Genomic DNA, 20,768 nt, shown 5'->3' with positions numbered 1-20,768 from the left:
TTTATGCAACTTTTCTTTAAGTTTTTTCAAAAAATCGTTGCATTTATGAAAAAATATTTTATAATTAAACTATGAGGTGATTAAATGAAAAATTTACTTGATGACTCAAACATGCAAATGATAATGAATAGAATACAAAGTAGAAGATTAGAACTAAAGCTTTCATATCAAGATTTAGCTTCTAAAACTAATATGAGTAAATCTACTCTACAAAGATATGAGACAGGATCAATAAAAAATATGCCTGTAGATAAATTAGGAGTTATAGCTGCTGCTTTAGACGTAAGTCCTATATGGCTTTTAGGTTTAGATGAAGTTGGCGAAAATTCAAACAACTTATCTAAAGATGAAGAAATACATATAGAAGACTTAAGAAAACTTAATGACTTAGGAAAAGATAAAGTTTTTTCGTATACTAAGGATTTATTAGAAATGCCTAAGTATTCTTTAGATACTGAATTTGCTGCTACTCTAATAGAAAATCAAAAAACTCCTTATTTAGTAGCTTGTCATGATGACAATTTAACTGATGAAGAAAAAGCTTTAATGAATGAAAAAATAAATAAAGCTTTAAAAAATCTCAAATAAGTTAGGTGGGTTTATATGACTAAATACGAAAGATTAATGTATGAAGCCGAATGTCATGGTGCTAAGGTCATTGAAATTGATCTTGGCACAGATAAACCTTGCGGAAAATGCGTTGATAATATAATAGTTATTAATAGTAATATAAATACCAAAGAAAAAACATGTATTTTAGCTGAAGAACTTGGACACTATATTAAAAATTTAGGTGATATTACTGATCAAACTGAAATATGTAATAAAAAACAAGAATTAGTTGCCAGGCGCTGGGGGTTTGATAAAGCTGTTGGCTTAGTTGGATTAATTAACGCTTTTGAAAATAATTGTAGAAATGCTTTTGAAATAGCTGATTTTTTAGGTGTAACTAAAGAATACTTTGATCAAGCAATTGATTATTACAGAGCTAAATATGGCGTTATGTATAAAATTGATAATTACATAATATACTTTATTCCATCATTAGGAATATGTAAAATGTTTTAACCAGTTGATTTTCAACTGTTTATTTTATAGATTTTATAGAACATATATTCGTATCAAAAAATTTTATTTTAATTTTAAAAGAGGTGTTAGATATGGAGTATAACGTAACTTATAGGCAAAAAGATAAAGGATGGCAATTTATAATAAGCTATAAGGATTACAATGGAAAATGGAGGCAAAAATCTAAACAAGGATTTAAGACAAAAAAAGAAGCTAAACCTATTGCTGAAAAGATGCTACAAGATTTAAAGAAAAATATAAAAACAAGCAATAATAGTTTTGGGAAAATAACTTTTAAAGCTTTTTCAGATATGTATCTAGAGCATGAAAAGCTATACAAAGAACCTAAGACAATAGACGGCTTAGTAACAGTGCTTCATAGGTTTCAAGATTTAAATGACAAAGAACTTTGCAAAATAACTAACTTAGATATACAAAAATTAATAGATAATATGACTAAGGAACATCTTAATAATAATACAATAAGATATTATTTAAAAATATTAAATAGCATATTTTTATGTGCAAAATTTAAATACAATATACTAGATGAAGTTCCAAGTAAATATATAAAAATAGGTAAACCAATACCAACTAAGAAAAAGGCACTGAATGATGATGAAATTAACGATTTATTATTAAAATTTAAAAATAATAAATATTATCTAGTAGTATATTTAGCTGTTAATACAGGTATGAGAATCGGTGAAATTCTAGGTTTAACATGGAATGATATAGATTTTAATAATTGTCTAATAAGTGTTAATAAACAATGGAAAATACTAAAAGATAATTCATGGGGATTAGGTAGTGTTAAAAGTAAAAATTCAATTAGAATTATTCCCATTTCTAATTCAGTTTCTGAAGAACTATTAAAATATAAAACTATAATAAATATAGATAATAGAGTTTTCAATTTTAAAAGTAAAAACACTATTCTTTCAAGAGTAAACATACTTTTAAAAGAATATGGTTTCAACATTTCTCTTCATGAATTAAGACACACATACGCTACTAAATTAATTGCTAATGGAGTTGATTTTAAAACTGCTGCAAAAATATTAGGTCATTCAGTAGAACAAACTATGAAAGTATACTCTCATGTCAATAATGATATGTTTAATAAAGCACATTCTATCATAGAAAATATTTTTTAAATTTATTTTTGACGAAACTTTTGACGATTCAATATAAATCCTTTATTTCTAGCCATTTATAGCGAAATATCATTCTTACATATTTGAAAGGTATGCTGTAAGCAATGTCATACTTTTAATCACTATAAAACTCTATATTTGCCCAATTATTCATAAAATATTGCCAGTTTTACACATGTAATTGAAAATTTTAAAAATTAATGCAAGAATATATTTAATAATCTTAAAAAAAGGAGCTTTTATATGAAAGACGAAAAGATTAATATAAAATACCAAAATAAAGTTAATTTAATTTTTATCATATTAGTAACAATATCATTTTTATTATACCGATTCGGTTTTGATAGAAATGGTAATCTATTATCCTTAAACTACATATTAATGTATTTTGTAGTTTTAGTATTAGTTATATCTAGCTTAAAAAATTTCATTAGAGGAAAAACTAAAAATAAAAACAATTAAGAAGTTTATATTTCTATAATATTCTAAAAATCTTTTAGTAGATTTCTTTATAAAATACATAAAAAACTCAGTAATAACTGAGTTTCTTCTAAATATTATTTTAAATAAGATGCTCAAATCTTAAATTATAATCATTTATTTTTATACTCTTCAATAACCCATCCTTTTAAAATATCACCATAAATTCTTTGCTTACTTATAATATTCAATATAAAAACTTACTACTATAAGCAACAATATCTTTTACACGAGTATTATCATCATATAAACTAAGAATAATATTATTATGACCACTAAATTCTTTAACCAATCTATTACCTATAGCTTTTTCAATTTCATCTAGCTTAGAATTATTAACACTATATTTTATGTAATTTATATCTTTTCCATCAAACTCAAGAGTAATATAATACATATCACCTTCAAATCCAAAATATATAAAATTTAAAATATCTGGAGTTTTCCTTATAATATTGTCTATAAACTCACATAATGGTAGTCTATAAAAATAACTCCCTACCTCTATAACCATATCAACATTTAAACCTAAATCTTTTTTGTAAGAGATAGTGTCTGTAACCTTTTTATCATCCTTATATAATACTAAAACAACTAAGTCATTATATAATTCTTTTTCTAAGTAATTCCCTTTATATCTCTCAATTAACTTTAATCCAGGAGAATCATTAATTATCTGACTTTTAGATACTATAATATTCTTTCCATCAAAATCATAATCATAATAATATTGATTTCCATCTAATGTTTCTGTTATTACACTTGTATTAAAACTCTTTTTGCTAAGAATACTATCCATTAAATCACATAAAGGGAGTTTATAGTCTATAACTCCCTTTGAATTAATATGAACTGGTGCAAATACTCTTGAACTTCTACTATGGTACTTTGAAGCTTTTCTATCTTTCATAAATTCACCTTTTATTAATAATCTATAGTAAAATTATATGAATATTTATTGGGATATATATCATTTAAATCTTATATATAATTTATGAAACTTTTTTATTTAGTTAACAATATTATTCTAAATAATTTTTACAAAATAAAAGAACTATACCAAAGTATAAAAACTTATATAATACTTGGTACAGTTCTTTATCTTTATTTCTTTAATATCTTTTGATTTGATGTGGCTAACTTAACATCATATTGAATATTATTATTCACCTTTAATTTTTCATCATACTTTCCAAACTTAAAGTACATGTCTCCTTTTAAACCATATATATCAGGGAACTTTTTCTTAAAATCTTCTTCACTTAGTCCAGAATAAACTATAACCTTAAGGTTTCTCTTCCTTGCCGAATTAACCATTTCCCTTAACTCCTTAGGTTGAAGTGACCATTCAAGTCCTGCAAGTATAATTCCTTCATTAAAAGGATCATTTGTCACTTTATCTAATATATCTTCTGAATCCATCTCTATGTTTGGTAAATCCTTTAAATGTTGATTAAAGCATCCTTTGCAGTTTAAGTTACAATCTACTGCACTTATTAATGCTCCCATAAAAGGCGCATCCTCTACTCTCTCATGAACAATGCCCTTTGTTTTTATAATCATAGGCTTAACTGATTTCTATCCTTAAATTCTGATTTTTTACCATCATTAAAGAATTCAACTTTTCTTAAGTAGCCTGTTATTCTTTGATATAAATCTAGCTTTTTGCCACATATAGGACACTCTTCTACCCTTTCCTTTACATATCCATGCTCTTTACAGTATCTATTTAAAGGAGAAATACTTACATAAGGTGTTCTATATTTCTTACAAACTGTATTTACTATGTGTTTTGACTTTTCTCCACTTATAGCTCCATCACAATAAATATGCACCACAGTTCCTCCTGTGAATAACACTTGAAGCTTATCTTGGTGATCAAATAATTGCTTTAAGTTTTTAACTTCATTAGGCGGCATATGACATGAGTTTGTATAGTATGGATATTCTCTTCCCCCTCTAACTATAATATCCTCAAAGTCCTCTACATCCTTTTTAGCTAATCTATAACAAGTTGATTCAGCTGGAGTAGCCTCAAAATTATAAAGATTTCCTGTTTCTTCTTGAAAGTTTATTAATTCTTCTCTTATGAAATTACAAACCTTTATTGAAAACTCCATTCCTTCTTCAGTTAATATATTATTTCCATTAAAGTTTTCACACATCTCATTTAATCCAACTATTCCTATAGTGCTGAAATGATTTTTCAAGGTTCCTACATAAGTTGAAAATGCCGGCAACATATCTTTATTTATAATATTGTCATTTAACCATTTTCTCTTCTTTTCTAAGCTATCTTTTGCTATAATCAATATTTCTTTTAAAGCATTAAAAAACTCTTTTTCATTATTTTTGTGTTTATATGCCAATCTTGGTAAGTTTATTGTAACAACACCTATACTTCCTGTACTATCTCCACTTCCAAAAAGACCACCATTTCTCTTTCTAAGCTCTCTTAAATCAAGATTTAGTCTACAACACATTGATCTTACATCACTTTGATCCATATCTGAATTAACAAAGTTTGCAAAGTAAGGATACCCAAACTTCCCTGTCATCTCAAATAACATATCATTATTAGGATTATCAAAATCAAAATTACTGTTTATATTATAAGTTGGTATTGGATAAGAAAATGGTCTTCCATTATAATCTCCCTCATTCATAAGTTCATAAAATGCCTTATTTAACATATCCATTTCTTTTTGACATTCCTTATATGTGAACTCTTGAATTTTATCTCCAATTAAAGCAGGGTCATTTTCTAAGTCTTTTGGTGGAAAAAGATCAAAGGTAATATTAGTGAAAGCTGGTTCAGCTCCTGCCCTACTATTACTATTTATACTAAATATAAAGTTTTGTAGATTTTGTTTAACCTCTTCATATGTTAAATTATCCTTCTTTATATAAGGTGCTAATAATGTATCAAATGAATTAAAAGCAACGGCTCCCATAATCTCATTTTGATATATTGTAACCAAATTAGCTATTTGATTTAATATAGCATCAAAATGTTTTGCAGGACTACTAGTTGGAATATTAGGAATTCCCTGTACTCCCATTAAAATTATGTTTCTTAAGGAATATCCACAACAATAAAGTGTTAATCCTCCTAGATCATGAATATGCATATCTCCATTTTTATAAGCATCTATTATTCTTTTATCCTTATAAACTTCATTAAGCCAGTAATCTTTAGAAACCTCAGCTATTATATGTTTATTGAGACTCCCAAAACTATATGGTGAATTGGAATTTTCATTGACTCTCCAGTCTATTTTTTTAATATAATCATCTACTATTTTCTTACTAGATAACATATTTTTCACATCCTTTTTTACATCCCTTTTATTTATACTGACATTATACATCAGTTCAAAGTATTATAATAAATACTCATATACCTATATGTTTATAATCAATTAATTATTTGTTTTTTATGGAAATACTCTTAATGTCTCTTATAATCTAAGTTCTTTGAACCTCTTAACTTTTTTCAAAAAACTCAAAGAAAATTTTAGTTAAACTATTAAAAACATAATGAAACATTGTATTTTCCTACTTTCTAAAAAACATAAATTTTTTAATAATTTCTTTTTTTATTAAAGTTTTATAATCTATTTTTTAATTTTCTATTGTAAAATTCTAAATCTTCACTTAAGGGAAAATTGCTTTTAAAACTACCTAATAAATTTTCATCTTTGCTTATTAAAACTGTTTTATCGCTATCACATGAAATTATCTCTATCTCTGAAAGAGGATGTTGAATGCAAACTGGATTCTCCCAAATATTTTTATTATCTTCTGCGTATGGTAAATTATATTTCATAATCTCTTCTAAAGTGATTTTCTTATTGAAACCACTTAAAACACCCCAAATCAATTGAAAATCTTCTTTTTTAATTATGCTATTTAGTTCTTCTCCAGATATAAAACAATATTCTCTTGATAATAGCTCCTCTATATCTTCATTCTCTGGATAAGCACAACAATCTGTAATAAGCCAGTTATACTCAAGATGAATGTTATTAAAAGCTTTAAAAACCTTTCTTAAATTTGTGTAATATTCTTGCCCTTTATCTAAAACTATTCCCCTCAAAATTATCTTCTCCTTATTTTAAAGTACTTAACTCTCATTATTCTTTTATTTACTATATAGAATCCAAAAAAATATATCTCCTAAATGTGTATTTAATTAATATTGTTATTTTATTTATAAATAAAATAAAGTAAGGTTTATTTAATATATAACCTTACTTTACAAATAAAAACTAAATCCTATAGTCCTTCTATTTCTCTAGCTTTCTCTTCTATCTTTTTAAGTTCCTTATACGTATGTCTAACTTTATCTCCTACTACTTCAACTTTTTCTAAATGTTCCATAGCAGATTCTCTGTAAATATCTCCTAAATCACTTTCATGCCAATTAGTATTTTCAACTTCGTAACTCTTAATCATTTCATCATTTTCTTCATCCATATGATCAATGTAAGCTTTAACCACATCAGATATGTGAGTTAACTTAAACATAGCTTCTCCACTATATCCTGGCATTATATTTTTAAGAACAATAGTAGCTCCATCATCTCTTATTTCCACTTCTTGATCAGATAATTCTCCACTTAGAAGAACCGATTGAACCCTTTCAAACTCATCTATAAGTTTTTTTGCTTTTTTAGCTAATCTCATTTCCTTTGATTCCATAGTAAACTCCTTAATCTTCTAAAATAAACCTTAAATTAAAATAAAACTACTTAATATATTATAATAAACAATAAAACACTTTAATCCCATATTATATATATTAATGTAATCATTTCCTTAATTGTATTTTATCATAAATATTATATAATTATCTATCTATTTTATTTTTTATAAGAACAATTTAAAACTGCTCCTAAAATTTTTGAATTTAATTTCTCTAATATAGATTTTGATACTAAAACATTTTTTTTAGATACTTTATTAGCTTTAATTACAAGTAAAGTTCCGTCTACTTTAGTTGATATAATTTGAGCATCTGTTACTGAAAGTAAAGGAGTACTATCTATTATTATTAAATCATAACTCTCCGAAAGTTTTTCTAGTAAAATATCCATATTGGTTGAACCTAAAAGTTCTGAAGGACTTTTAGGAATTTTTCCTGATGGAAGTATATCTAAATATTCACAATAATTTATTATTGACTTTTCTAATTTTGTAATATCTATAATCACATCTGAAAACCCTATTTCATTAGAAACTTCAAAATTTTCATGTATACTAGGAGATCTTAAATCACAATCAATTATTAAAGTCTTTTTACTATCTTTTGCAAAAATACAAGCTAAATTTGAGGATACAGTTGATTTTCCTTCTCCTTTTTCTGTACTTGTTACCAATACTTTTTTTAAACTTTTATCCTTAAATAAATATTTTATATTAGTTCTTAATTTTCTATAGCTTTCTGCTGTAGAACAACTTGTTTCTTTATTTATTAACATTATTCTTTTAGCTCCTCCTTTAAATTTTTAATATCATTTCCTCTTATTTCCGGTATATCTCCTATAAGTATAAGCCCTATATCATCTTCAATATCTTCTCTAGTTTTAATTGTATTATCAAAAAAATCTAAAACTAAAATTAACCCTATACTAAAGACTATTCCTAAAATAAAAGCTATAAATATATTTAAAAATTTATTGGGACTAACTGGTTTTGTTGGAAGTTTTGCTTTTTCTATAACTTGGACATTTCCGTTTGGAATTAATTCTTTTGATTTTTCAGTAAAATCATTTATAATACCATTTATTAAAGTTAACCCCCGTTCCTTATCAATATCTCTATACGAAATTTCAATAATTTGAGTCTCATCTCTTGGTATTACCTTTAATTTTTTATAAACCTCTTCTGAATTTAAATTTAAGTTTTTTGATTCTATAACATTAATAATTAAATCTTCCGATTTCATAATTTCTGAATATGTTCCTACAAGTCTTCTATACATTTCAACATCATTATTATCATAATTTCCATTATTTTGTTTATCTTCTTTTCCTATAAATATTTTAGACTTTATCTCATACTTTGGTTTTATTAAACAAAAATTTATTAATGTAGATGTTAATACAAAAATCATCATTATTAAAAATATAACTTTAGCTTTACTCCTAAAGATATTAATATATCTTTCTATACCTATATTATCCTCTCTCAAATCAAATTCTCCTAATTAATTTATTTCCAATTTTATAATATTATGCTTATTTCCTCTTTTATTTTTAGATGGAAACTTCATATAATCTCCATATACCTTTTTAAGATAATTATGGTATCCTTTTGGACAACTTATTTTTTCATTTTCAAAATCTAAATATATAGTTTCTTCAACCCATTTTTTATTGACGCAAACTTTTAAATAGTCATATGCACCACTTATATAAACAACTTCTTTTGATTCTTTTGTATTATATTTTTTTATATAGGTAAATATTTTTTTGAAAAGAAACTCTTTACTCCAAAATTTACACAACCACTTAAAAAATACAAATATAATTCTTTTTATTCCTCTTCTCCCCATGGATATATCATAATTAGTTTTTAATAAAATTAATCTTTTTAGTACGTCTATTCTCAAAGCTTGTAATATTTTAAGCAAAAAATTATTAGGTACATTATCAAAAGGTACTATATCTATAAATATTCCCTTTTTACACATTGAGGTTACTGTTGCTTTTTCAATTAACAAAGTATTATTCTTAAGCATTTTAGTGAAACAGAAACCAAAATTGCTATCTGTATCTTTATTCTGTAAAAAATAATCATTGCTTAATTCATTTTTACAAACACTTAAAAATTTTTCATAATCTTCTCTAAGCATTCCTATATCTAAATCATCATCCCAAGGTATGAACCCTTTATGTCTTACTGCCCCTATTAAAGATCCTCCAATCAAAAAATATTTTATATTATTTTTTTCACAAATTCTTTTTGTTTCTAAAAGCATTTCTAAATTTATTTTTTGAAGTTCCCCTAAATTTCTCATTTATTCCCCCGATATAATTTTATTTAATTTAAATATCTATTATTCCTTATATAATCCATTCCTTTTAAGAATTCATTTTTAAAGAATATTTTCACTGTTAATAATATAATTGCTAAGTAGATTATTCCTCCTAAAAACCAATTAAATAAATGGGATGATATCAAGAATCCTATTAAATTAATAGTTAAAAATTTTAATTCTTTCTTATCTTTAAATAAATAACTAAAATCCTTTAAAGAATAAAAATACCACGTAATAAATGAAGCTGTTGTAGATGCCGCTATTAATATTGAATTTTTAAATAGAATTGTTGTAATTAAATTATATAGAAATGCTATTCCAAGCATTTTTAATACTACTTTCAAATATTTTCTTTCTTCTTTTCTTGCCTTATATAAGTTAACAATTACTATATTTATTACTATGATGTAAGGATATGCAGAAAAAGATATTGCTATTATATTCAAAGAAGGTATATATTTTTTTATAAATATATTAATAACTGCTGCAAATCCAAAATAAGATAAACTTGCAAAAGCTCCTAAAATTAATAAATACCTTTTTAAATTATTTATTATAGTTTTATTTTCATCTTTAGCTATATAATTATAAAATATTACTGATATAGAATTTATTAAAATATTTATTAAATTTAGCATAGATATAGCAAATGAATAATACGCAAAATCATACTCAGTAAAGAATATTTTTATAAACCAACGATCTAAACCGTAAAATATCATTATAGATAAATTAGCAATTAGTATAACAAATCCAACTTTAAAGTTATTTTTTATTTTTTTATTATAAACACATTTTATACCCTTTAATTTTTTATAAAAATTTCCTTCAACATAAAAAGCTCCAGCTAAATTAATAACTATAATAGCTAAACAAAACATTATATAACTACTACTTTTTATAAAAAAAACTAATAATATATTTAATATTAAATCTAAAATTGTCTGTAAATATACTATTTTAGTGTATATTTTAAATTCTCCTAAAGCCTTATAATTAGCCTTAAAAAAAACTACTATATTATAAGGAACTATTGTTATTGCCATAAGAATTAAGATTAAATTTTCACTAAATACTCCCAAAAGGAAAACTATAGTTGAAAATACTATTTGTAATAATATATATAACCTATGTTCATACTTAAATGTTTCTAAATTTATTTCATTAAACTCTTTTCCTCCATATTTTATATACATTCCTTCTTCAAATCCTAATGTAAAAACAGTTATATATGAAATGTATAACATATATGTTTTTAAATTAGAATATTCAGTTATAGATAATATAATTGGAATAATAAAAGATATGATTATACGTGAAATAACTTCTAAAAAGTTAGCTGAAAATATCCTTAATATATTTTCTTTTATATTCATTTAAATACCTCTTTAAATTTGTATATTTATATAATTCTAATTCCAAAAAAAGCTATATGGAAATACTTTATTCCACTCTGGTTTTAAATACTGTATTGATATTCCATATAAAAAAAACATAACAATAACTAAATATATTGCAATAATCCTTTTCTTTTGATTACTTATTTTACTAATAACATTAGGGAGATATACTATAATAAAGACTTGAAAATAATCAGCAACTCTATCCAATAAATTAAACTTTAGTGATATTATACTTATTGATAGACTTGTAAACAAAAATAAACACATAATATTATAATCTCTACTCTTTTTTATATTATTTGATGAAATAATTCCAAATAATAAAACTGTACTTATTATTAATATATTAACTACAGTCGCTAATCTTACATCACCATTTAGATAATCAGTTTTTAAATAATATTCATACTTTGTTCCTAATAATATAAATCTAAATATCTTATCAAATAGAGCATATCCTAATATAGCAAACCAAAAAAACATCATAATATTTCTAAAATTAATTTTCAATTTAGATATTGGATATGAAATTAAAAATATAATTGAGGTACTATGAAATGTTGATGCAACTAAAATTAAAATTAAAAATTTAAAAATTTTATTTTCTTTTATATATTTATAAGAAATTAATACTAATCCTAAGGCAATTTGATGTCTTATTGTATTCATACTTGATGTAAAGTAACCTAATATAAAAAATAGAAATACACTCAACCAAACATTTGCAGAATATTTTTTTATAAAATATGCATAACAAATTAATATAATACAGCTGGTTACTATTAATATTATTTGCTGGTTATCAGATATTAATGAAAGCATCTTATTTAAATATAAATATCCTATTTCATACCTATCTTTTAGCTCAGTTATACTTTTAAATCTGACCTTATTAAATAAATCTAAATATTTACAAGTATCATTTCCTATATTTCTTCCCCTAAAAGCACTAATAAAAATAAACATGCTAAAATTTAAGAATAAATATATATTATTTTTTTCACTTAATTTTAATTTGTTTTTTTTGTTATATATAATTAATGCACATAAAAAGATATATATTATGAAAAAATAATAAAGATACATACTTTAAATATCCCTTCCTGCATAAAGTTTTTCATAAATGTTTTGAATTCTCAAAGCTTCATATTTGATATCATATCCTGCTTTTGTAATACTTTCATTAGTATCTACTCTAAGGTGATCCTCTGACTTTAAAATATATTTACACCATACTTTCGCATTAGTAATACTTAAAAACTTACAATCAATTATATTGACCTCATCAGTTACCTTATTAGAAATAATACAAGGTAACCCTGAAGTTTGCGCCTCAATTACGGATACCGGAAGTCCCTCATATAATGATGGTAATACAAAAACATCCATACCTTGTAAAATTTCATTAACATCTTTTCTAGAGCTTAAAAATAAAACAGAATTTCTTAGATTTAATTTTTCTAATTTTCTTTCTATACTTTCTCTTAAGTCTCCTTCTCCTATTAATAATAAAAAAGCATTTTCTTTTTTCTTTTTAACCTCATAAAAAATATCAATTAAAAACTTATGATTCTTTTGTTTAGCAAATCTTCCTATATTACCAATAACAAATTTTTCTTCTAAATTAAGTTCTTTTCTTACTTTATTTCTTATATTCTCATTATATTTAAACTTATCAATTTCAATTGCATTATTAATTACAAATACTCTATTATCATAAAAAGCTTTTTTCCCATATAAGAACTTTCCTGCCGCCTTAGAACAAGCAAAAAATATATCTACATTCTTCTTTAAATTAAAACATAATATTTTATTTCTAATAGCCTTTATTTTGTTATCTGAATATTTTGTTGCATGGCTATGGGCTATTACCTTAGCACCTACTACTTTTTTCGCTTCATCATTTACAAATTTATTTAAATATACTTCATGTAAATGAATTATTTTATAATTTTCTTTCTTTAAAATTTCACTTAATTCATTTTTAAATTCATTTATATTCCTTAAATTATTTGGTTTTGTTATATAATTTACTTTTCCACCAAGCTTTAATATTTCATCTATATAGGTTATACTTCTCTCTTCATTATCAAAATAAATGAAATCAAACTGAATTTTATTTCTATCAATATTTCTATAAGCATTCATTATAAAGCCCATTACTCCACTTCCATTACTTAAAGTTGAAACCATATGCAAAACTCTAATTTTGTTCATTTATTTTTCTCCCCTTATAAACTTTAATCTTAAAAAATGGTAATTTTATAATTCCTATAAATGTACCTATTCCATAACTTAGATGTAATAGTAGAAATATAATAGGTAAAAAAATATAAAATATATTAAATTCATTATTTTTAATAATAAATAAAGTATTTATTATTATTAAAAAACTATATAACATTCCTAAAATTATAAATAGCCCGTATGAATTTAAAAATATATTAATGGTTGTAAATGCTAAGGCTAACACAAATAAAAATGGAATTAAATGATATATGGAAATGCATTTAGGACATACCCCTAAAGTTAGTCCTATCCAATAACCATTTAAAAATTTTTGTTCTAACATTTTTAAAAGATTATTTCTAGTGTATTGATATGATTTTATATTAGGATTAAAACATATTTTATATCCATTTTTTCTTATTCTATAATTCATTTCATTATCTTCAGTTCTAGCTAAATTTTCATTGAAAAGTCCTGTATTCTCAAAAACTTCTCTAGAATAAGCACCATGAAATATAGAAGATACATACCTTTTACCTATATTTCTTCTATATGGTGCAATACTACTACCAAAAATAGATTTTTCAGCTAATAACAACGTCTCTTTCCAATTATTTTTATTTAATATAATATTTTCTCTATATCCACCACAAATTTTTTCACCACTTTTTATACAATTAACATTTTCTTCAATAAAATTTTTAGGAATTCTAGAATGAGCATCTACCCTTAAAAGGATATCCCCTTTAGATTCTGATATTGCAATATTCCATCCACAAGGTAGTATTTTTTTAACATTGCTTTTTATTATTATTTTATTAAATTCCTTATTTGAATTTCTGAATTCATTCATTACATTCTTAGTATTATCACTAGATATACTATCAATTAATATCACTTCAATTAATTTCTTAGGATAAGTTTGTCCATTTAAATCTTCTAATAAATTTTTTAAATTTTTTTCCTCATTATGAGCTATTATAATAAATGAAACTAACATAAGTTTACCCCTTAATTTATAATCAATTAATTATTTTTTTAATAGTTTTTAAAATTAAAAGAATATCATTTTTTATAGACATTTCTTCTATATACCTTTTATTTAACATTAGTTTTTTAGGCAATACTTCTTCAATATATACTTTTTCAGGATCACTATATTTAGATATGATTGTATTTTCATCTATATATTCTATTGAAGCTAAATCTGTTATACCTGGTTTAATTTTTAATATTTCATCATATTCTTCCTCGTAAAACTTTACATACTTTTTAACTTCAGGCCTAGGCCCTACAAAACTCATATCCCCTTTTAATACATTATATAATTGAGGTAATTCATCTATTTTATATTTTCTAAGTATTCTTCCTATTCTTGTTATCCTTTGATCATTTATAACAGTTACTTGTCTATCACTAGCTTTAACATCACAATCTGTCATAGTTCTAAGTTTATATATATAAAATATTTTTTTGTTTTTACCAACTCTCTCTTGTTTAAATATAATAGGTCCTTTGGAAGTAAGTTTTATCATAATACTTACTAAAATAAAAATAGGTATTGTAATAATTATTCCTATCAAAGAGAAAAATAAATCAAACGTCCTTTTTGCAATATTTAACATATCATTTAAATTAAAGCTCCTTTTAACTCATTACATATATATTCAATTTGACTTTCTGTTAATATAGTATTAAGAGGAAGAGTTATTTCGTTTTTATATAAATTATATGCATTTTTATAATCTTCAATTTTAAATCCTAATTTTTTATATGCTGTAAACATAGGTAAAGGCTTATAATGTACATTAGTTGAAATCCCTCTTTCTGCAAGTTTCTTTATTATATTATTTCTAAAATTTTCATCTTTTCCATTTATATTTATGAAATATAAATGGCCACTAGATTTTAATGTATTATTAAAATGATCTAAAACTTTTATATTTTCAACATTTAATAATTTATCGTATAATTCAATATTTTTTCTCCTATATTTAAGTATCTCATCATATCTTTCAAATTGTGCTAACCCTATTGCTGCCATTATATCTGTCATATTAAATTTATATCCTAAAGAGACTATGTCATACTCCCAATTTCCTACTTGAGTTTTAGATAAAGCATCTTTTGTCTGACCATGCAAAGAAAATAAACTGAATTTTTTATATAAAATATCATTTAATTCATTATCTTTAATATTCCAAGTTACTGCCCCTCCCTCAGCAGTTGTTAAATTCTTTACTGCATGAAATGAAAAACTAGTGAAATCTGCTATACTTCCACTTATTTTTCCTTTATAGATTGCTCCGAAAGAATGTGCAGCATCTGATATAATTGCAATTCTTCCTAAAAATTCTTGAATAATACCTTTGGCTTTAAAATTTTTCTTTTTATAATTTACAATTTCAAACACTTTATCATAATCACAAGGTATTCCTGCCAAATCCACTAAAATTATTGCCTTTGTTCTCTCATTTATTAATTTTTCTAATCTTTCATAATCTATTTCATAGGTATCTTTTGAAGTATCTGCTAAAACAATTTTAGCTCCAACATGATTTATTACACTTGCTGACGCAGTGTAAGTATATGCTGTTGTTATTACCTCATCATCCTCTCCTATATCCAAAACTCTTAAAATAAGTTCTAATCCAGCTGTTGCTGAATTTAAGCATATAGCTTTTTTAGTTTCACAATATTTTGCTATTTTTCTTTCAAATTCTTTGGTTTTATTTCCTGTAGTTATCCAACCTGATTTTAATACTTCAATTACATTATTAATTTCTTTTTCTCTAATATCTGGGGGTGAAAATGGTATATTCATTAAGATTTATCTCCTTTTTTATTTTAAAACTATTTTTATTACATCTTAAATTGATAAAAAATTAACAATTATGACAAAAGCTAATTTATAAAGTTTATATATTAATACACTTTTATATAAAATCTATTTGCTCTAAATCTCTATAATTTTTCACAATTTCTTTAAGCTTCTCTTTAATGGCTTTTTTATCTTCATTTAAAGCTACATTTAAAAGTTCTACTATTTTCTTTTTAATCTCTTTAATATCAAACTTAAATGGACTTAATATAAATATTTTTTCATTCTTAGTCTTTTTAAGCTCTTCTTCACTTAAAATAAGTTCCTCATAAAGCTTTTCTCCTGGTCTAAGTCCCACAATCTTTATTTGTATATCTTTATTCGGTTCAAACCCTGATAATCTTATTAATTTTTCTGTTAAATCATAAATTTTTACTGGTTTTCCCATATCAAGAACAAAAATTTCTCCACCTTTTGCATAAGCTCCTGCCTGAAGTACAAGTTGTGCTGCTTCTGGAATTAACATAAAATATCTTGTTATATCCTTATGAGTTAAAGTAACAGGTCCTCCATTTTTTATTTGTTCTATAAATAGTGGAATAACTGAACCATTACTTCCTAATACATTTCCAAATCTTACTGCAACAAAATCTGTTTTACTAACTTCATTCATAGCTTGTATTATCATCTCACCAATTCTTTTAGTTGCCCCCATTATATTAGTTGGATTAACTGCCTTATCAGTAGATATAAATACAAACTTCTCTAAATTAAATTCATCAGCACATTCTGCTACATTTAAAGTTCCTAAAACATTATTTTTTATAGCTTCTTCTGGATTATTTTCCATCAAAGGTACATGCTTATGGGCTGCCGCATGAAATATTAAATCTGGTTTATACTTATCAAATATTTTCTTTAATCTAGATTTGTCTCTTATAGAAGCTATAATAACTTCTAAATCTAAATTTTTAAAATTTCTTTTTAATTCATTTTCTAATTCATAAGCATAATTTTCATAAATATCTAATATAATAAGCTTTTTAGGATTAAACACTGCTATCTGCCTACAAAGTTCTGAACCAATAGAACCTCCTCCTCCAGTTACAATAACAATTTTTTCTTTTATATAATTATTTACCTCCTCTTTGTCTAATCTAGTTTCATCTCTTCCTAATAAATCTCTTAAATCAATGTCTCTAATATTAGTTAATTTAACATTTCCATCAATTAAATCATATATACTTGGAATTATTTTTACTTTTATCTTTGTATTTTCACATCTTTTTATAATTTCATCCTTGTCATTTGATGATAAATTTGAAATCGCAATTAAAATAATATCTACTTTTATTCTTTTACATATTTTTTCTATATCATCTCTATTTCCAAGTACCTTCACACCATTTAAAAAAGTTCCTTTTTTATTTAAATCATCATCAACTATACCAATAGGATTAAATTTATTATTTTTATTCATCTCATCTATAACAATACGTCCACAGTGACCAGCTCCAACTATAAGAACATTTTTTCTTAAGTTGGATTCAAGTTTATAAGGAAAATATATTTTCCTAAAAATTCTTATAGACATACGTGTAAGTAATGAAAACATACAAATTAAAATGCTACTATTAATTAAAAATACTATTGTTACATCCATATTAAAAATAAATTTATATAATATTAATAATATAGAACTTATTGAAGACGCTATTAAACACCTTATACACTCGCTAATCCCTGCCATGTGCCAAATATTTTTATAAAGATTAAAAAAGCAAAATATCAATATATTCGTAAAAATTGCTAATATAATTAAATTTCTAATATTAAAAAAATACTCTATTTTCATTTCTTTTCCATATTCAAAACATAAACTTATGAAATACCCTAAATTTATAAATAAAATATCTAAGAATATTAGAAATAAACACTTTATTTTACGTACACTATTCATAATCACTCTCCTATAAAATATATTTTTTAATTTTAAAGTTTAAATCTATATAAACATTATTAAAGACTATGTATTTTTATTACTAAAAAAACAAAATAATAAAAATAATATTAATTTATTTCCCTTATTGTTTTGTTTTAAAATATATAAATATTTTTATATGAAAATTTTAAAAAACAACCAAAGTATAATTATATAAAAAATAAAGAGTTATATCTTTTGATGATATAACTCTTTATAGTCCCATTATCTAATAAAATTAGTTCTTTCTCTTTCTTCTAATTCTGGTTTAAGAATATTATTATTCTTACCTAATTCTATACACTTAATAAGCCATGCCATATTTCTTCCTAGCACTCTCATTGTTTGCATACCTTCTAGGTCCTTTTTAACCTCCTCTGGAGTATTTCCATGAACCATATTCCAGTATTGTGAACTTACAACTGGCATATTGCATATTGTAAGATACTTACTTAATTGATCTAAAGTAGAGGTTGTCCCAGCACGTCTTGCGCTACATATAACTGCCCCTGGCTTAAATGCCATATGTTTACCCCCAGAATAAAATGCTCTATCTAAAAATGAAGTTATTGAACCTGAAGCTGCTGCATAATAAACTGGTGAACCAAATACAAATCCATCTACATCCTTAGCTTTTTCTACAAATTCATTTACACCATCCTTCATAAAACATTCCCCTGTTTTTTTACAAGAACCACATCCTATGCATCCACCTATAGGCTTATTCCCTACTTGAAATATTTCAGTATCTATTCCATTTTCCTCTAGAGTTTTACTTACTTCCTTTAATGCTGTATAAGTACATCCCTCTTTATTGGGACTTCCATTAACTAATAATACTTTCATTTTTTGTACCTCCTAATTATAACCACCTTATTATATTATAAATCCTTCTCATTAATTCTTACTATTTCTATCCTTTGAAAATTAACTATCCTTAAATTTAAAATCCTTTAAATTCTCAATATCTACTGGCTTTGAATAGAAATATCCCTGAATATATATTTTTTCATATGGAAATGCCTTAACAATGTCAACCTGATACTGTTCCTCTATCCCTTCAAATACTATAGTTCTATTAGCTATGATACATATTTCTGATATAAATTCCACTGTTTTTTCATTTATAATAGACTTGTCTAAATTATCAGCAAAGTACTTGTCTAGCTTCACTATATCAGAATCAATTTTATTTAATAAATCTAAATTAGAATATTCCACTCCAAAATCGTCTATAGCTATTAAAAATCCATATTCCTTTATTATTCTTATTGCACTTTGTATTCTTCCTATATCCTCCATACCAAACTTTTCTACTATCTCTAAACAAATATTACAATCATCAATCTTATAATCTTTTGCAATTTTCATTAAGGATCTTAAAAACTTAGGATTTTCTATTTCTTTAAATGAAACATTTAAGGATATATAAAAATCTCTTCCTTTAACCATATCATAATCTTTTATTATTCTGTAATCTAAAATAACCTTCTTTAAAAGCCATAAAGAAACCTCTAAAGACATATTATTGTCTTCAATTTCCTTTATAAAGCTATAGGGAGTTAAAATTTTTCCATCCTTATTTAATCTCAAAAGAGATTCAAATCCCTTTACTCTATTTTTCTTTGGATCTACTATAGGTTGATAATATAATATATATTTATCATTTTTAATATAGTCTCTAATTTTTCTTTTAGTTCTTATAGCGAATATTTTATTTTTTCTTTTTTTATAAATAAATAATGATATTATAATTAAAAATATTACAACTAGTAATTTCTCATTTTTTAATTTATCTAAATGCTCATCAAAATACTTAGAATATAAATTAATATCTTTTTGTTCCTCATCTTCCTCAAGCTCTCCAAGGACAGAATCTATTCCTTCAATTAATTTTTCATTACCTTTTCTACTAACTATATAAACTGGTCCAGAAGAAAATTCAAAAATCTTTTTAATATTTTTATTTTCATAATTTATATTGCTTCTTGTATTTTCTACTACAAAGTCCACTTTATTATTATACAAATATTCCTCATCTTCAGGATAATTAGAAACATCTATAGGTTTCACATTTATGCCTTTATCCTTTAAAAGCCTTAAAATCCACTCATTATTTTCTTCTCCTTTTAAAAATCCCATTTTTAATCCATTTAAAGCTTTTAAATCACCATTTTTTATATTCTTATTAGTATATATGGCAAAGTTATCATTATTTAGATAGTGGTCAGTAAATTCATATTCCTTTTCTCTATCAGGAGTCTTACTTATTCCAAAGACTAAATCTATCTGTCCAGATTTAAGCTTTTCTAAAGCATCTGTTACATTACAATCTACATACTTATAATTTAAATCTAACTTATTACATATTAATTCTAGTATTTCATTATAATAGCCATCTGGCATAGAATTTTTATTAAGATAATAATAAGGATAATATTCATAAAATCCTACTTTAACTGTTTTTCTGTTACAATTAACTTTCTTACCATCAAATTTAATTGTAATACCTAAAACCGTTATAATTATTAAAAATACTATACTTACCCAAAACACCCTTTTTTTCATAAAGTAACACTTCCCT

General features: G+C 24.0%; 20 protein-coding genes. 3 read left to right on the top strand and 17 right to left on the bottom strand.

What is annotated here, in order from left to right:
* Nucleotides 1-84: 84 nt before the first annotated feature.
* The 3 genes from CPF_RS04575 (at nt 85) to CPF_RS04565 (ending at nt 2,225) form a co-directional block, all read left to right on the top strand.
* Complete coding sequence (locus CPF_RS04575) at nt 85-588, top strand: helix-turn-helix domain-containing protein (RefSeq protein WP_011590447.1); 504 nt, start codon at nt 85-87, stop codon at nt 586-588.
* 15 nt (nt 589-603) lie between these two features.
* Nucleotides 604-1,068: an ImmA/IrrE family metallo-endopeptidase gene (locus tag CPF_RS04570; RefSeq protein ID WP_011590446.1), complete on the top strand. Its 465-nt coding sequence runs from the start codon at nt 604-606 to the stop codon at nt 1,066-1,068.
* A gap of 92 nt (nt 1,069-1,160) precedes the next feature.
* Nucleotides 1,161-2,225, top strand: coding sequence for a site-specific integrase (locus CPF_RS04565; protein WP_003477284.1), 1,065 nt, complete (start codon nt 1,161-1,163; stop codon nt 2,223-2,225).
* A gap of 667 nt (nt 2,226-2,892) precedes the next feature.
* On the opposite strand, the gene CPF_RS04555 is transcribed toward CPF_RS04565, so the two are convergent.
* The 17 genes from CPF_RS04555 to CPF_RS04475 form a co-directional block, all read right to left on the bottom strand.
* On the bottom strand, nt 2,893-3,615 hold the full coding sequence (locus CPF_RS04555) for a hypothetical protein (protein WP_011590445.1): 723 nt from the start codon (nt 3,613-3,615) through the stop codon (nt 2,893-2,895).
* Between the two features lie 194 nt (nt 3,616-3,809).
* Nucleotides 3,810-4,268 (bottom strand): 4Fe-4S cluster-binding domain-containing protein, encoded by a 459-nt coding sequence (locus CPF_RS04550; protein WP_011590444.1) that lies wholly within the window; start codon nt 4,266-4,268, stop codon nt 3,810-3,812.
* Entirely contained in the window at nt 4,265-6,076 is a 1,812-nt protein-coding gene (locus CPF_RS04545) for a ribonucleoside triphosphate reductase (protein ID WP_011590443.1), read from the bottom strand. Before CPF_RS04545 ends, CPF_RS04550 begins: the two co-directional genes overlap by 4 nt.
* A gap of 239 nt (nt 6,077-6,315) precedes the next feature.
* Nucleotides 6,316-6,804, bottom strand: a complete 489-nt coding sequence (locus CPF_RS04540; RefSeq protein WP_011590442.1) for a DUF2691 family protein — start codon at nt 6,802-6,804, stop codon at nt 6,316-6,318.
* Nucleotides 6,805-6,983: 179 nt separating this feature from the next.
* Nucleotides 6,984-7,409: a hypothetical protein gene (locus CPF_RS04535; RefSeq protein WP_011590441.1), complete on the bottom strand. Its 426-nt coding sequence runs from the start codon at nt 7,407-7,409 to the stop codon at nt 6,984-6,986.
* Nucleotides 7,410-7,570: 161 nt separating this feature from the next.
* Nucleotides 7,571-8,188 (bottom strand): CpsD/CapB family tyrosine-protein kinase, encoded by a 618-nt coding sequence (locus CPF_RS04530; protein ID WP_011590440.1) that lies wholly within the window; start codon nt 8,186-8,188, stop codon nt 7,571-7,573.
* A complete protein-coding gene (locus tag CPF_RS04525) occupies nt 8,188-8,901 on the bottom strand; it encodes a YveK family protein (protein ID WP_011590439.1) in 714 nt (237 codons plus the stop codon). The genes CPF_RS04530 and CPF_RS04525 overlap by 1 nt, the downstream gene beginning before the upstream one ends.
* A gap of 15 nt (nt 8,902-8,916) precedes the next feature.
* Nucleotides 8,917-9,729 carry a LicD family protein gene (locus CPF_RS04520; protein ID WP_011590438.1) on the bottom strand — a complete coding sequence of 271 codons (813 nt, stop codon included), beginning with the start codon at nt 9,727-9,729 and terminating at the stop codon, nt 8,917-8,919.
* A gap of 23 nt (nt 9,730-9,752) precedes the next feature.
* Nucleotides 9,753-11,126 (bottom strand): capsular polysaccharide transporter, encoded by a 1,374-nt coding sequence (locus CPF_RS04515; RefSeq protein WP_011590437.1) that lies wholly within the window; start codon nt 11,124-11,126, stop codon nt 9,753-9,755.
* Between the two features lie 36 nt (nt 11,127-11,162).
* Nucleotides 11,163-12,239, bottom strand: coding sequence for an EpsG family protein (locus tag CPF_RS04510; RefSeq protein ID WP_011590436.1), 1,077 nt, complete (start codon nt 12,237-12,239; stop codon nt 11,163-11,165).
* A 3-nt stretch (nt 12,240-12,242) separates the two neighbouring features.
* Nucleotides 12,243-13,370 carry a glycosyltransferase gene (locus CPF_RS04505; RefSeq protein ID WP_011590435.1) on the bottom strand — a complete coding sequence of 376 codons (1,128 nt, stop codon included), beginning with the start codon at nt 13,368-13,370 and terminating at the stop codon, nt 12,243-12,245.
* Nucleotides 13,357-14,382: a glycosyltransferase family 2 protein gene (locus CPF_RS04500; RefSeq protein WP_011590434.1), complete on the bottom strand. Its 1,026-nt coding sequence runs from the start codon at nt 14,380-14,382 to the stop codon at nt 13,357-13,359. Before CPF_RS04500 ends, CPF_RS04505 begins: the two co-directional genes overlap by 14 nt.
* Before the next feature lie 22 nt (nt 14,383-14,404).
* Nucleotides 14,405-15,007 carry a sugar transferase gene (locus CPF_RS04495; protein WP_011590433.1) on the bottom strand — a complete coding sequence of 201 codons (603 nt, stop codon included), beginning with the start codon at nt 15,005-15,007 and terminating at the stop codon, nt 14,405-14,407.
* Between the two features lie 5 nt (nt 15,008-15,012).
* Nucleotides 15,013-16,206: a DegT/DnrJ/EryC1/StrS family aminotransferase gene (locus tag CPF_RS04490; RefSeq protein ID WP_011590432.1), complete on the bottom strand. Its 1,194-nt coding sequence runs from the start codon at nt 16,204-16,206 to the stop codon at nt 15,013-15,015.
* 112 nt (nt 16,207-16,318) lie between these two features.
* Nucleotides 16,319-18,163 (bottom strand): polysaccharide biosynthesis protein, encoded by a 1,845-nt coding sequence (locus CPF_RS04485; protein ID WP_011590431.1) that lies wholly within the window; start codon nt 18,161-18,163, stop codon nt 16,319-16,321.
* Between the two features lie 246 nt (nt 18,164-18,409).
* Entirely contained in the window at nt 18,410-19,030 is a 621-nt protein-coding gene (locus CPF_RS04480; protein ID WP_003480649.1) for a flavodoxin family protein, read from the bottom strand.
* A gap of 81 nt (nt 19,031-19,111) precedes the next feature.
* Nucleotides 19,112-20,752, bottom strand: a complete 1,641-nt coding sequence (locus tag CPF_RS04475; RefSeq protein ID WP_011590430.1) for an EAL domain-containing protein — start codon at nt 20,750-20,752, stop codon at nt 19,112-19,114.
* Between the last annotated feature and the right edge of the window lie 16 nt (nt 20,753-20,768).

The organism is Clostridium perfringens ATCC 13124, from assembly GCF_000013285.1.
Taxonomy (GTDB): domain Bacteria; phylum Bacillota; class Clostridia; order Clostridiales; family Clostridiaceae; genus Sarcina; species Sarcina perfringens.
This window is presented reverse-complemented; position numbering and strand designations above follow the sequence as displayed.